The sequence below is a fragment of the Chloroflexota bacterium genome (genome assembly GCA_020161265.1).
Lineage (GTDB): Bacteria > Chloroflexota > Chloroflexia > Chloroflexales > Herpetosiphonaceae > Herpetosiphon.
Genome location: JAIUOC010000007.1, coordinates 68973 through 84786, shown reverse-complemented (window position 1 = coordinate 84786; position 15814 = coordinate 68973). Strand labels below are relative to the sequence as shown.

General features: G+C 49.0%; 8 protein-coding genes. 6 read left to right on the top strand and 2 right to left on the bottom strand.

All coding sequences use genetic code 11. The features are described 5' to 3' along the window. Positions 1–146: 146 nt before the first annotated feature. A complete protein-coding gene (locus LCH85_16530) occupies positions 147–1943 on the bottom strand; it encodes a CSLREA domain-containing protein (protein MCA0353599.1) in 1797 nt (598 codons plus the stop codon). A gap of 418 nt (positions 1944–2361) precedes the next feature. Between LCH85_16530 and LCH85_16525 the strand changes: the two genes are divergently transcribed. The 6 genes from LCH85_16525 to LCH85_16500 all read left to right on the top strand — a co-directional run bounded on the left by LCH85_16525 (position 2362) and on the right by LCH85_16500 (position 12686). Then, on the top strand, positions 2362–4734 hold the full coding sequence (locus LCH85_16525) for a hypothetical protein (protein ID MCA0353598.1): 2373 nt from the start codon (positions 2362–2364) through the stop codon (positions 4732–4734). Between the two features lie 391 nt (positions 4735–5125). Continuing rightward, entirely contained in the window at positions 5126–6331 is a 1206-nt protein-coding gene (locus LCH85_16520) for a methyltransferase domain-containing protein (GenBank protein ID MCA0353597.1), read from the top strand. Beyond that, positions 6328–8766: a glycosyltransferase family 4 protein gene (locus LCH85_16515; protein MCA0353596.1), complete on the top strand. Its 2439-nt coding sequence runs from the start codon at positions 6328–6330 to the stop codon at positions 8764–8766. The genes LCH85_16520 and LCH85_16515 overlap by 4 nt, the downstream gene beginning before the upstream one ends. A 9-nt stretch (positions 8767–8775) precedes the next feature. Beyond that, positions 8776–10527, top strand: coding sequence for a glycosyltransferase family 4 protein (locus tag LCH85_16510; protein MCA0353595.1), 1752 nt, complete (start codon positions 8776–8778; stop codon positions 10525–10527). A gap of 163 nt (positions 10528–10690) precedes the next feature. Next, positions 10691–11794 carry an aminofutalosine synthase MqnE gene (gene mqnE, locus LCH85_16505; protein ID MCA0353594.1) on the top strand — a complete coding sequence of 368 codons (1104 nt, stop codon included), beginning with the start codon at positions 10691–10693 and terminating at the stop codon, positions 11792–11794. A gap of 76 nt (positions 11795–11870) precedes the next feature. After that, positions 11871–12686, top strand: a complete 816-nt coding sequence (locus LCH85_16500; GenBank protein ID MCA0353593.1) for a menaquinone biosynthesis protein — start codon at positions 11871–11873, stop codon at positions 12684–12686. Here LCH85_16500 and LCH85_16495 read toward each other — a convergent pair whose 3' ends face one another. Next, positions 12687–15749, bottom strand: coding sequence for a GAF domain-containing protein (locus LCH85_16495; GenBank protein ID MCA0353592.1), 3063 nt, complete (start codon positions 15747–15749; stop codon positions 12687–12689). It lies immediately after the preceding gene. Positions 15750–15814: the final 65 nt, after the last annotated feature.

Genomic DNA, 15814 nt, shown 5'->3' with positions numbered 1-15814 from the left:
GAACTATCTAGATGGTACGACCTTGGGAATGAGTTCATTTATAGCACCATTAGCGGCTGAGATCTAGGTGCAAAGAGCTTGAGCCTAAAAAGAAATGACAGATAGATCGTAGATCCATCTGTCATTTGAGTTAAACAGAGTTTTAATTATTTAATTGCGATTGGCAGATAAATTGAGTTAAATCGAACATTGCTAATTGCACCAAACTCAAATGCGCCGATATCGCAGACTGCTTGATTATCGTCATTGCCATCGACAGGCCGTTGATAATAACGCTGATCGGTTTGGCCACATTCGCTAGGGCCAGCATCGATCGCCGGGCTATCGGCAGCCAGGCTAAAACTGCGGGTGAAACCATCATGAACATCAAAGATCGCAACCTGTGGATCAACCCCAATTTGATCGCTAGTTGTTTGGCTCAGATTACACATCGAATCGACATGCTCAATCAAATTGTAGCCTTGGCTGGTGATCGTGCCTGAACAATCGCGTTCGAGATTGGTAACCGAATTACGATTACCCGCCAAAATCGTGTTAAACAGCCGAGCCTCGGCGCTCAGCACGCTAATGCCTGGACCATCATCTTCCATAGCGTTTCCGCCATCGGGGTGGAGTAAGCGGTTGGTGTTGGAGACAATCGTTGAGTTGCTGATGATCAAGGGATTGGAGTTATATCCGTGATAAATCGCCGCAGCATAGCCATCGGCTTCGTTATAGGCAAAAGTGCTGGTATCAATGCTTACCTTGCCACCATAGCCAGTGCGAATTGCCCCGCCATGCCCACGACATTCATCACGGCCAGTTCCGGTTATGTGGGTATAATTTTCGCTAAATTCGCTATGATCGATGGTAACTGTTCCGGTAACTACTCCAATTGCTCCAGCTTCATTGGCCCAGTTATCGACGAAACGTGAGTTGCTAATGGCTAAGCGACCATAGCTTGAGATTGCCCCACCATATGAGCAGTAGAACGAGCCACCGCCGCCGTTACTACTAAAAACACTGTTGCTAATCGTAGCCGAGCCGCTGCCAATGCGGATTGCGCTTGGATTATTCGCTGTAAAGCTACTATTGTCGATCACCAGTTGCCCAGAGCCAATGCTAATCGCCGCAGAGTAATCACCTTGGCCAAGCTGACCGATAATGTGGGAATTATTGATGACTAAACGACCACTATTATTGTAGATTGCTGAACCACCACGAGCACTTGAGCCACGGAAGGTCGAATTGCGAATGCTCACATGGCTTGTATCAATATAGAGACTGCCGCCAGTGCCAGTTCCACCCATATAAACATCGCGCACGCGATTTTCTTCAAATATACTGTTGGTAATCGTCAGATAGCCACTCATCGAGGTGATCCCACCACCATAATTATCGTAGCCAAAATTATTGGGATTGGTAATGATCCCATTGGCGCGAATCAGGCTGCTGTCGATTGTCAAGGAGCCTGCTTGATGCAAAATTCCATGGCCATAGACCGGATCACCATCTTCAACTCCAGGCATAAAGCCATGGCGGATATGCAGATTGCGCAGGGTGACATTGCCACCCACAATATTTAAGGCGCGATAGGCCCGATTAGCATCGATAACTGTAGCAGCTGAATCAACTCCAACGATTTGAATCGTGCCATTCAGCTCGAGATCGCCAAATTCAAAGCTGACTTGGCTGGAAACATTTAAGCGGTATACACCAGCAGCAAGTTGAATGATATCGCTAGCTGAGCCAGCCGGACAAGCATCAACTGCCAGATCGCTGCTGGCCGCCTGGGTCGCCTCGCGTAAGGAACAGGTTCCATTATTCGGAACCGAATCGTCAGCTAAGGTCGTTACCGTAATCGTTGTTGCCAAGGCCTGCGGCTGATTAAGTGTACCATAGGCCGCTTGCCAACTCAGCGCCAAACCAACGCCAACGATCCCCGTCCATCGTAAAAAACGCATCAACAATACCTCGCCGAACCTAGAATCAAGTCACCTCACAGGCTTGATCAAATAATTTCGAAACCGATTGAGTGGCTATTCAACATGACCCGTATGATCCCACTGGTGTTCTATCGGGGCATACTCAATTGCCTCCAACAATGTTCAGCATCCCTAACTTCGTTGTTTGAACAATAGGCGTAGTCTCCTTAGACCTGAACGGGTAGCTAGCTAATAGGCTAGATGGGCTATTAGTATAGGGACTTTGGTCCTGATTACAAGATTAGTAGCTAGTTCTTTTAGGCTATTTTTTGATTATTTTAGTGCTTAGGATTTATTTAAACTTTTTATTAATATTTGTGCTTGACAAAGGACTAGGCTGTGCTTTATAAATTCACTGAAATAAGTTAATGATCTTAATCTATTGTTGGGAGTCGTTATGCAACGCTTTTTTTCATTGATGCTTGTTTTGAGTTTAATTGGAAGTTTTTTATTCGACCAGCCCACCCACGCCGCACCAAACCCATGGGCCGCCAATACGGTCTATGCAGTTGGTAGCCAAGTTAGTTACAATGGCACGATCTATGAGTGTTTACAAGCCCATACAGCCTTAGTTGGTTGGGAGCCAGCTACCACGCCCGCGCTCTGGAAGCAGGTTAATGCAACCCAAAGTCCTACGGCAATTCCCGCAACCAGCATTCCGCCAACCGCACCACCTGCCACAAATGTTCCACCAACTGCAACTGCAACGCCAACGGCTGGCTGTTTAAATCCAGCGGCGGGCGCAGGTTGGCAAAGCCGCAGTTTAAGTAACCAAACTGGGAATTTTAGCCTAACCTTTGAGGCAACGCCGAGCGCTAGCCCCACCAATGCGGTAATTGGCTTGGCCAATGCTATACCAACGGATTACACGGGTTTGGCAATCGCTGTGCGTTTTAATCCAACTGGCTCAATCGATGCCCGTAACGGCGGAACTTATGCTGCTGCTACAAATGTGGCCTATAGCGCTAATACGCGCTATCGTTTTCGGATCGCTATCAATCTTGCATCGCATACTTACAGCGTTTATGTTACGCCGCAGGCTGCTAGCGAAATTTTGATCGCCAGTAATTTTGCTTTTCGCAGCGAACAAGCCAATGTGAGCAATTTAAACACCTTGGCAACGGTAGTTGGTGGTACAGGAGCTGCTGGCTCACTTAATCTTTGCAATATCAGCCTGAATCTCCCTGCAACGCCAACGCCGCTGCCAACCGCAACGCCAACACCACGGCCAACCGCAACTCCAGTGCCAACCGCAACGCCAACGCCAACAGGCTATACCCCGGCTTTCTGTGCCAACTATCCACCAGCAATCGTGGCAGGCAGTTGGCAATCATCGGTGGTCAGCTATAACAATGGGCGTTTGCAATATACCAGCGATAGTGCCCAAAACCGAATTCCCGATTTTAGCTATGCTGGCTATTATTCAGGCCAACGGCCACTGCCAAATCTGGCGGTTGTCCAAACTCTTAGCCCGATTAGTGGCGATAATACCGCCCGCATTCAACAGGCGCTCGATGCGATTGGCAATCGCACGCCCGATGCCAATGGTTTGCGCGGAGCATTGTTGCTTGCACCTGGCCGCTACAACATCAACGGAACCTTGCGCATCAACAAAAGTGGTGTGGTGCTGCGTGGCAGTGGCGATGGCAGCGATGCTAGCAACTCAACAATTTTGCTAGGAGTTGGCAACACGCCCCATCAACGAATGTTGATCGTGGTGGGCAATGGCGATTCAACTCCATGGACAGCTGGCTCCGCTACCAACGTGACCGACCAATTTGTGCAAGTTGGCAGCAAAAGCCTGAACGTTGCTGATCCCAGCCGTTTTACGGTTGGCCAAGAAGTGATTGTGCGCCATCCATCATCACAAGCATGGATCAACGCGGTCAATGGTGGCGGAGTGGTTAGTGACGCTTGGTGGGCGGTCGGTGCTTTGGATATGACTTGGACTCGCCGAGTAACCAAGATTGCTGGTACAACCCTGACGCTTGATGCTCCAATTTTCAATCATTTGGATCGGGCATTGAGCCAAGCGACGGTTGCTCCGGTTGCTAGCCGCAATATCATCGCCAATGCTGGAGTTGAAAACCTGCGCGTTGATATTCAGACCGCTGGCGGCGAGGATGAGAACCACGTTTGGGATGCAATTGGGATTGTCGGGGCAGAAAATAGCTGGGTCAAAAATGCGACAGTCTTGCACTTTGGCCATGCTGGGGTGTTTACTCAAGGCGCAATTCGCATCACGGTTGACGATGTGCAGGCACTTGATCCAGTTGGCATTCGGACTGGTGGCCGTTTTTACAACTTCGATGCCGAATCGAATAGCCAACTTGTGTTGTTTACGCGGGTTCATGCGACTGGTGGCCGCCACAACTTTATTTCCAATGGAACTCAAACCACATCGGGGATTGTTTGGCATCGCTCGACTGAAGGCGGCGGCTCAGATAGCGAAGGCCATCGCCAATGGAGCCAAGGTCTGTTGTTCGATACAATTAATGCCAGTGCCGCCAGCAATATCAAGCTGATCAATCGTGGTGATTATGGCACATCGCATGGCTGGGGCAATGTGCATTCAGTCATCTGGAACTACAATCGCACGATGATGGTGCAAAAGCCGCCAACTGGCCAAAACTATGTTATCTCCCAAGCTGGCACGCGTAGCACCTCATATCCCTTCCCCGGATCTGGTGGTTTTGCCGATATTCGCAGCGGCAGCTTAGTGCCCAATTCGCTGTATGAGGCTCAACTTTGCGATCGGCTAGAAAATTAAATATTCAAGCGATTGTAGGAATTTTTAGATGATTATTTGATTGATATAATTATTTTATTATTCTTATACAGCAATTCAATCACCATTCAACTAATCATCTATTCTTTAAATTGAATTTCAAATTATTCAAAACCGCAGTATTCCTGCGGTTTTTGGTTGTTAATCTGAGATAATTAGTCTTTTTGGTTATAAATTTTTTATTAATCGCTTAATTGAGAATAATATAATTTAATCGTACATATAAGAAATATCTGCATATGATAAATAGAATTATAAAAATAACTATATCAATTAATCGTAGCTAGCTAGATTTTTGAAGTGTCACAACTAGCGATCTACGAAGAGTATGCTATAATTCGCATTTTGTAGGTGTACTTTGGAAAGGGTTGCAATGACGATGATTCCTGTGCTTGAGCATTGGATTTCCGATGAGCTGCTCGCGATGCCCTTTGATCAATATCAGCGTTATCGTGTCAGTGCTGAGGCGATTTTTTTGCTAAAACAGGCTGCTGGGGCCAGCGATCAGCGTTGGCGCATTCTTGATGTTGGCGGTTTTTTTCCGCCACGCAATGGCATGATGCCACTTCAAGCCTTTTTTCCTGATGATCAAACCTTGGTGGTTGATACCGCCGACTATGAAGGCGTGGGCTATCAGCGAGCTGATGGTACGCAATTACCCTTTGATGATCAGTCGTTTGATATTGTATTGAGTTGCGATACGCTTGAACATATTCCACTTGAGGGCCGCAATAGCTTTTTGGCTGAGTTGCGGCGGGTTGCCAGTCGGGCGGTTTTTTTAGCCGCACCCCACGCACTCACCAATGTTGCCACATCTGAGGCTATGTTGCGCGATTATCTTGGCCAATTGCAGATGCACAATTCAATGTTGAATGAGCATGTTCAATATGGTTTGCCCCAATCGACCTTGGTTGAGGCTTGGCTTCAGGCCGAACAGCTCGATTATTTGGCTTTTGAAAGTGGCTATTTGCCGCATTGGCAATTATTGATGGTCTTGAAGCATTTGTTGTTTCGTCAAGACCAACGCGACGCAATGCATGCCAATTTCGATGCACTCTATAATCAGCGCTTTTATGCATACGACCAACGTGGGCCTGGCTATCGCCGCATCTATTTAATTGCTACTGCTGGTCAGCTTGACCCAAGCCTGCAAGCCTTGGTTGAGCGATCGCTACAGGCAACGCCAACCGATCCTGCTAGCGATTTATTAAGTATGGTTTTACCAATCCTGACCAGCACAGCTTATGATACGGTGCTCTATCAACGCACACTTGATCAGAAGTTGCTTGATTTAAAAGCTGAACATGGCTTGCAAATCGAGAAATTAGATTGGCTGATTAATGTGCAACACTTTGATCAAGATATTGCTGACTTACAAGCTGAGCATCGCGATCTTCAGCGGCGTTTGCTTGATGCCTCGGTGTTAGCGGCGCAGCTTGAGGCCGAAAAACGTGGCGTGCAAGCCCAACTTGACCAGCTGCATTGGCAACATACAACCTTGCAACAACAATTTGCGGCCTCGCCGATCGAGCGACTTTCGCGAGGTTTATCGCGCTTGTTGAAGGGAATTCGCCGATGACTCAATTAAATGTGGTTTTTTGGAGTGGCTGTGGCGGCGAAACCCAGCGCTACCGTTGTGAGCATGCGATTGCGCTCTTGCAACAGCGTGGGCATACGGCCAGCTTATTTTGGCAAACCGATCCTGCGGTTATCGCCGCGATTGCCGAAGCCGATCTGGTGATTATTCATCGTCCACAGCAAAGCCATTTTTGGCAATTTGTGCGCCAAGCCGCTGCTGGGCGACCGTTGGTTTATGAAACCGATGATCTGCTTTTTGACCCAAGTTTGGTTGATGCAATGCCGATTGTGGCCCAAAACCAAGGCTTTGAGCGCCAACGTTGGCGAGCCTATGCGCTTGGTAATGCGCCAGTCTTTGAGCAATGTGTGGCGGCAACCGTCAGCACGAGCGCTCTAGCCGAGGCCGCGACAGCGTTGGGCAAGCCTGTTTGGGTCCAGCGCAATGTCATCGGTGATGATTGGTTAGCCTGGTGCGAACGAGCCTATCGTGCCCGTACAACTCATAATCAGCTAACGATTGGCTATTTCAGTGGCACGTTTTCGCATAATGCCGATTTGGCCTTGATTGCGCCAGCGCTGGTAACGGTGCTCCAGCAATATCCCCAAGCGCGTTTATTGTTGGGTGGGCATATTGACCTGCCTGATGCGCTCAAACTGGTTGCTGATCAAGTTCAGTTTGCGCCGTTTGTGCCTTTGGCCGAGCTGCCAAATATTATGGCCCAAGCGGATATTGTGATTGCACCGCTCGATTATGAGAATCAATTTACGCGTTGCCGCAGCGAACTTAAATATCTCGAAGCAGCGGCCTTGCGTTTGCCGATGGTGGCTACGCCAATTCCGGCCTTTGCCCAGGCGATTGAGCATGGCCAGAATGGCTTTTTGGCCCAAACACTTGAGCAATGGCAAACTCATTTAATCCAATTGCTGCAAGATTCAGCCTTGCGTGAGCAGATTGGTCAAGCAGCCTATGCCCATGTTTGCGCTAAATATACGGTTGCTACCGCCGCCGCTGGCTATGAAACCAGTCTGCATGAGATTCTTAGCCAGTTCCAACAGCCTCATGCACAGCTTGATTATGCCCAATTGACCAAGCAATTTGAAGCTGAACTTGGGTTGATTGATCAACAAGTGCATATGGTTACTGGCTGTGATGTTGGCAATGCTGGAAATTATCGTTGTCGCCATCGCCAAGAACAATTGCATTGGTATACGATCCAGAGCGAAGTTACCAGCCTCTATGTTGACCCAATGGAAATTGCTAAGGCGTTACGTTATGATTTGCTGATTTTGCATCGGGTAGCGCATGACCCGATGATCGAGGAATTAATTTACTCGCATCAAGCGCTGCAACACCCAGTGATCTTCGATACCGATGATTTGGTGTTTCGGCCAGATTTGCTGAGCTATGTTGATGCGATCAAAGATTGGCCGGCTGAAGATGTGGCGCTGTATCGCGATGGAGTCGAGCGTTATCGCCGCACAATGTTGATGTGTGATGCAGTGATTGTCTCAACTGAGCCATTAGCTGAGCAGGTGCGAATTTTCGGCTTGCCAGCCTATGTTGTGCGCAACGCCTTGAGTCAGCAACAGCTTGATCATGCACAACCTTTTGCCGCTCAACGCCGTGCTCAACCCCTGCCCGCAGCAACCGATCCAGTGACTATTGGCTATTTTAGTGGCACTGCTACCCATAACAGCGATTTTCTGCAAGCTGAAGCTGCTATCTTGCAGATTTTGCAGCAATATCCCCATGTGCGTTTGCGGATTGTTGGCTTGCTAGAATTATCGTCGGCCTTTGATTCGGTGCTTGATCGGGTTGAACGGCGTGGGCTTGTACCACTGCCTGAACTCGCTGGCGAAATTGCCGCAGTCGATTTTGCCCTAGCTCCGTTAGAGCTTGATAATCCCTTTTGTCAATCCAAAAGCGAAGTCAAATATATGGAAGCGGGCTTGGTGGGTGTGCCATTGGTGGCCTCGCCGATTGAAGCTTTTCAGGTAGCGATTACCCATGGCGTAAATGGCATGTTGGCGGCCAACCACCAAGAATGGGTTGCGGCGTTGACTGCATTGGTGACTAACCCTGAACTGCGTCGCGAGCTAGGCGAGGCTGCACTTGTCGATGTCCATGCTCGCTATACGCCGCAAGCTCGTAGCCAAGAATTATTCAAGGTCTTGCAAACGATTCGAGCGCAGTATCAGCCGCGTCCGGCCCGTGGTAGTGCCAACAATGTAATTGTTGATCAATTGAATGCTGCCAATAGCGATATTCAACGCTTGAAGGATGAAATTCAAGCCCTAACCACGCTCTATAATCAAACCAAAGACTATGCCCAAGGGTTGGAACAGCATATTCAACGAGTTGCCAATGGGCGTGTGATGCGCCTAAGCAATCGCCTAAATCAGCTATTTCAACGAGTGCTAGCACGCAAAGGATAAGCAATATTTATGCAATCTTCCCAACCGCCACGTCTGCGGATTGCTTGGCTGTTATCGGCCCCCATTGTTGGCTCTGGTGGCTATGCCAATATTTTTCGCATTATTAATTTATTAGCCACATTTGGCCATGAAAATGTTATTTTCATGAATCCTGATCTGTATCCAACCGACTCGGTTGATCGGCCAGAGCGCTATATTCAGCGTTTTTTTGGCGTAGTCCATGCCAAAATCTATTTCTGGCCTGAGCGAATTAGCGGCTATGATGTGGTGTTGGCGACGCAGTGGGGCACAACCCGTGGCTTTGAACGCTGCGATCCTGCGATTCGTCGCGCCTATTTTGTGCAAGATTTCGAGCCATTTTTCTATGCAATGGGTGACGATTGGTTGCGAGCTGAGGCAACCTACAAACAGGGTTGGCCGTGTATTACGTTGGGCCATTGGTTGGCAAAACATCTCCACGAGCAATATCAAGCCACAACTTATCCCTTTGATTTTGCGGTCGAGCATGAGCGCTACTATCCTCGGCCTGAATTAGCTAGCAAAAAACCGCGAGTGATTTTCTATGCTCGACCATCAACACCCCGCCGTTGTTTTGACCTAGGAATTAAAGCGTTGGCCTTGGTTAAAGAGCAACGGCCCGATGTCGAAATTGTGTTGTTTGGCGATAAAGGGCTGAAACATTATTGGACACCGTTTGAATTTACCGACAAGGGCATTCTAACGCCCGATGAGCTAGCCGAGTTGTATGCATCAGCAACCGCTGGCCTGGTTATTTCTTCAACCAATCCTTCGCTGATGCCACCGGAGATGATGGCAACTGGCTGCCCAGTTATCGATTTGGATTTAGCGCCGAATCACTTTTTGGTTGATCATGGTAAAACTGGGCTGCTAGCCCAAGCTGAACCCGCCGCCGTGGCTAAGGCCTTATTGCAAGTATTGAATGATCATGCCTTACGCCAACGCTTGGTCAATGCAGCCTTGGCGCATGCCAAAACCTTGAGTTGGGAGCGCTCAGCCCGCGATGTTGAGCAAGCATTAGGGCAGATTGTTGGTAGTGCTGTGCAATCGCTAGATATACTCCAAACCATGCCCGACAGTGAACATCCCTTTGGCGATGGCGTTACTCCAGCATTAAGCGCCAGTTTTCAAGTTGGGCAACGTTTTGTCGCCCAGCACGATGGTTTATGTCGCTGGGAAATTCCCTTGGCGCAAGCGCCGCAGCAGCCAATTCGCTTGCAAATTTATGATGCCTTGCTCAACCCCGATCAATCAATGGTTGATAGCAAGCAGGCCCAGTATGGCGATGGCTGGTTGAGTTTTGAATTTGCCCCCTTGCCAGCAAGCCGCAATCAGGCGCTCCATGCTGTTTTGAGTTGCGACCAAGCACCTGGCTTACGCTTCGATTTTCAAACTACACCTGGCGGATCGTTGAGCTATAACGGTATGCCGCAAGTCGGGCGACTCTGTTATCGTAGTGCCTATGCGGTTGCCTATGAAGACCAGCGCGATCCTGAGCCACAGCCTGAAGCGGCCTATCTAGCGGCGCAACAAGCCTTGATGCAGGCTGAATATCTCCAATTGAGTGCCTTTGCCGAACGCTTGCACGCGGCGTATGTTCCCAAGAAAAGCTTTCCAGAGCGAGCAACCAAGGCCGTTAAGCTATTGCGCTCAGGCAATGTATTGGGCTTGGCCCGCGAAAGTACGCGCTACTTGCACTGGCTCTATGATCGAGCCAAAGCCCGCTGGCATAACCGCGATTAATATTGGTGATATAGTGTTGGGTAGTTGTTCGCGACTACCCTTGTTTGTTGTTGCTTGAAGTTTTAGTGCTTGTACTACACAGACCTAAAATGGATTGCATCAACCTGAAATTTGCTGTTACATTGTGATATAATGAACACAGTAGCGCGGAAAGGAACTGTCTATGGCTATTCTGTTGGCGAAGTCGCCACTCTCCGATATTGCTGAAAAAGTTGAAGCAGGCGAACGTCTTTCGTTTGACGATGGAATGCGTTTGTATCAAACTAACGATATTTTAGCCTTGGGTAAATTGGCCGATACGGTGAATCGCCGCAAAAATGGCGATGTGGTGTATTTTGTGCAAAATCACCGCATTACACCAACCAATGTTTGTGCGTTTCACTGTAATTTCTGCTCGTTTCGACGTAATGGCAACGAACTCGATGCCTTTGTGCGCACTCCCGAACAAATTATCGATCACGTTGGGCGTTTGTTTAGCGAACGCACCCGTGAATTTCATATTGTCGGCGGTTTAGTGCCCGATCTTGATGTTGAATATTATGCCGATATCATTCGTGAATTGAAGGATCATTATCCCAATGTTCACGTCAAAGCCTTTACGGCAGTCGAAATTGATTATATGGCTCAAATTTCGCATCTCGATTGGCGTACAACCCTTGAGATTTTGCGCAAGGCTGGGCTGGATGCCTTGCCTGGTGGTGGTGCTGAAATTTTCCATCCAGCAGTACGCCGTAAAATTTGCCCCGAAAAGGTTGATGGCGATGGGTGGTTGGAGATTCATGGCATTGCACACGAATTAGGCATCAAAACCAATGCAACCATGCTCTATGGCCACATCGAAACCCTCGAACAACGGGTTGATCACTTGTTGCGCTTGCGCGAACAGCAAGATAAAACTGGTGGTTTTGTAACCTATATTCCGCTGGCCTTCCACCCTGAAAACAACAACTTGGGGCGGGTCAAAAAGCTCGATTGGACGACAGGCTTCGAAGATTTGAAGAATTTGGCGATTGGCCGTTTGTTGCTCGACAACTTTGCCCATGTCAAAGCCTATTGGATCTCGCTCACGCCACGTTTGGCCCAAGTCGCTTTGTCGTTTGGGGTTTCCGATGTTGACGGCACGGTGATCGAAGAAGAAATCTATCACGCTGCTGGGGCTAAAACCGAACAAGGTATCTCACGGGCAGAGTTAGTTCATCTGGTGACGACTGCTGGCAAAACCGCAGTTGAGCGGGATGCACTTTATAATCACATTGCTGTGAACTAATAGCAGGGTTTGGGGCGCTTGCCCAAAGCCTTGCCTATCGCGTGAGTCGCCTAGCGTACTCACGCTTTTAAATTTTATGCTTGGTGTAATTGATTATTTAAATACACAACCGATGGATTATGGCATTACCGAGCGTTTGCCGCATGTGCCTGTCCAACGCGGAGTGCCAACGGCAATCAATGCGGCGGTTTTACGCGGCGAGGTTGCGGTTGCTCCAATGTCGGTCTATGAATGGGCTTTGCATGCTGACGAGTTGTTGGTGGTGCGCGATTTTTCAATTGCCACGATTGGCGCAGTCAATAGTGTCAATCTCTTTTCGTGGTCGGCTGATCCACGGCAACTCGACGGCCAGCCAGTTGCATTAACCACTGATTCGGCCACCAGCATTAATTTGCTCAGGGTGCTGTGCGAGCGCCATTATCGCATTCAACCAGAGTGGCGTTCGATGGCCTCGAATCTTGATGCAATGCTGGCGGAATGTCAAGCTGGCTTGATGATTGGCGATAAAGCGTTGGTTGAAGCGGCCACGCGGCGGCATTTGGGCGAACGCGGTTTGCCCTACTGCTTTGATCTCGGCGACGAATGGCTGAAACTCAGTGGTTTGCCGTTTGTCTTTGCGGTTTGGGTGGTGCGGCGCGATCAAGCTGAGGCTGTGCGCGAAGCCGGAATTGTGCCAGCCTTGCGGGCTGCCAAAGCCGAAAATCTCACCCGCATCGATGAATTGGCTCAGCTGTATGCACCGCGAATCAGCGTATCGCCTGGCGTTTGTGCCAAATATCTGCGCGATTTGCGCTACCACTTGACCTCAGTGGATTTGGAAGGCTTGCACACGTTTTTGCGCTATGCTGTGCCAAGCTTCCAACCAAGCCAATTGGAGTGGTTTAGCGAATAATTAGCGCGACTTGCGAATGGCGTAGATCGCTTGTAGTTCGCGTTTACCTTTGAGTTGAACTGGTTCAAGCTCCTCAAGTTGGCGTTTATGCCGCTTCAAACGTTGGGCCAAGGGCTGGGTGATGATAATTTGCCCAGCCTCGGCAATCCCCACCAGGCGGCTAGCCGTATTCACCACATCGCCAATCACGGTGTAATCCATGCGTTGGGCTGAGCCAATATTACCAACCACCGCCCGCCCACAACTCATGCCAATGCCTAAGCCAATTGCATAACCAAAGCTGGCTTGCCATTCAGTTTGCAGTTTGGCAAAGGTTTGTTGCATATCGATCGCGGCATTCATGGCGCGTTCTGCATCGTTGGGTAATGGCCGCACTGAGCCAAAAACCGCCATCAAGCCATCGCCCAAAAACTTATCGATAATTGCATCATATCGATAGAGCACGGCGGTCATTTCATCGAAAAATCGATTGAGAATTTGCTTGACCACGACTTGGGGTGCGAGATTTTCGCTTAACGCCGTAAAACCGCGTAAATCGGCAAACAACACCACAATATCACGCTCGCTGGCCTCGCCAAACCCACCTTCACTCAACAATTGCTCGACCAGTGGTGGAGCCATATAGCGTTGTAAATCGGCGCGTAAGCGTTCTAGGCGTTGGGCTTGCAGCTGTTGGTTTTCCAAGGCTTGGGCGAATAAGGTGGCGAGGGTTTGGAGCAAATTACGGTCATTCGAGCGCCAAACATAGTGCATATCAGCGGGCTTAATCAACAAAAGGCCGTGCAAGCGTTCGGCGCTATACAATTGAGCTACCACGATCGTGTTAATTTCTGATTGACGTAATGTTTGGCCCAAAGCCGAGGCATGTTGATGGTTGAGCATTTGTACCCGACTCTCGTCGAGGCTGGCCAACAATTCGGGTAAAGCTGGTAGCTCATGCAACCACGACTGCGGGTAGGCAATACTGCGGGTAATCTGGCGCTGCTCGGGATCAACCAACACCAACATACTTTGAGGAGCCTGAAACATGGCCGCAACTTGCTGCATAATCTCATGAAATGCAGGCTCATTGGTAGTGCTGGTCATTTGCAGCGCAATGTCGTTAACTCGATTGAGTTGTTGAATATATTCTTGTTCGCGCAAAAACAGTTTAGCGTTATCCAAACCAACGGTCAACTGAACGGCAATTGCCCCTAAAATTGATTGAGTCAGGCCATCTAAGGCGCTTGCATCGCTATGCCCAATCACCAAGAGACCTTGAATGCCTTCGTGGGTATGCAGGGGCACGATCAATTCGGCGACGATCGTCGGCTCGCCCCACTCATAATTCAAGCAAAATTGCTCACTATTGCTGCTGAGCCAACTTTGGTAATGATCCAAGGCTTGTAAAATCCGCGCATCAATGCTCAGTGGTTGGTTGTAGGGATGATAGGCAAAATTGTGGGTTCCTGCCCGCAGCATAAATTCATTGTTATGTTTGAGCAAAATTGCCACGCTATTAAAGCCAAAACTATGGCGAACCAATGAGGCAACCAAGCGCAATAATTGATCAGGAGTCATCAACTCGGCAAAATTACGGCCTAGCTCAACTAATAATTGCAATTGATTGGCCCGTGTATGTTCGCGGGCAAACAAACGATTATTGTTGACGGCGGTTGTGCCATGGTTGGCGAAAACTTCGAGCGCCTGAATTGTGGCCAAATCGGGGGTAATCAGATTGTTGGGCAGATCGACGATCATCAGCCCAAGCAATTGTTGCGGGCTGCCCAGAGGCACAAACAGATAATCAGCTTGGCGAATGCCAATCGCTCCAAATGGCAGTTGATTGGTTTCTTCGTCGTCGAGTTTATAGCCTGAAGGCACGAAATACGAGCGACTGATGCGAAACCGCTCACGCAGCAATGGTACAATGCTTTGCTGAATCTGGGCATTCGTCCAGAGTTGTTGAATTTGCTCGCGCTGAACTCCGGCCACGCCTTGGGCTGGCTCAACATCATCGATCCCAAACACATGAATAATAACTTGGCGAAAACCCAACGAACGATGAATGGCTTGGGCTAGCTCATTCAAGACATCTTGCAAGGGCAAATTGAGACTTAAGCGCTCGCCGACATTCAATAACTCTTCCAACATTTGCGAGCGGCGTTCGAGTAGGCTCTTTTGCTGAACAGTCGTTTGAAAAAGTTGAGCGTGATTAAACGCCGTAACGCTTTGGTTGCCAATATTTTGAGCTAATTCAAGGTGTTCTTGGGTAAAATAATTAGTACGGGTGTGCGCAGCGGTGACCACGCCAACCACAATCCCTTGATGAATCAGCGGTACTGATAAAATCGATCGAGTGGTTTCAGTGCGGCGATCAAGTGAGATCCAGCGGGGATCGCGCGTTGTATCAGCGATGATCAACGGTTTCATGGCTCGCATGACCCAGCCCGCCACACCATCGCGAATGACCCGTTGAATACTTTCGGTGTTGAGGGTTTCTTTGACCGACGAGGCATAAAATGGCGTGTTATGGTCGTTAACTAAAATAATCGAGGTGCGAACTGCACCCAAAGCATTGGCTAATTGCAGCACCAAATCGCGCAAAATGCTGTTGATATCGAGCGAACTGTTGAGTGTTTGGCTGATGGCATATAAAATGTGCATTTGGCGGGTCGATTCTTCGAGGCCACGGCGATTTTTTTGCAGCCGTAGCATTACCCGCAAACGCGCCAAAAGCTCGGATAACTCAATTGGCTTGACCAAAATATCATCGGCACCAGCGTCGAGCGCTGCAACTTTGGTGCGCAAATCGCCAAGCGCCGTGATTTGAATAATTGGAATAAAGGGAATTGCCGGGTTACTGCGCAAATGGCGGGTTAGATCAACCCCGTTCATGCCAGGCAAGGAAATATCCAACAAAATAATATCGGGAGTGATGACGCGGACAAATTGTAAAGCTTCTTCGCTGCTATTAGCCAACGATACGCGATAGCCAGCATCACGCAGCAGCAGTTGAAACATCCGGCTAATACTGAGGTCATCTTCGACGATTAACACATGGCCATTGCTTGCATCAGGCATGGGAGTTCTCCATTGCGTCGCTGCCCTTCATTGTACGAGGTGTTCTGGCGTTTGACAATGGCATA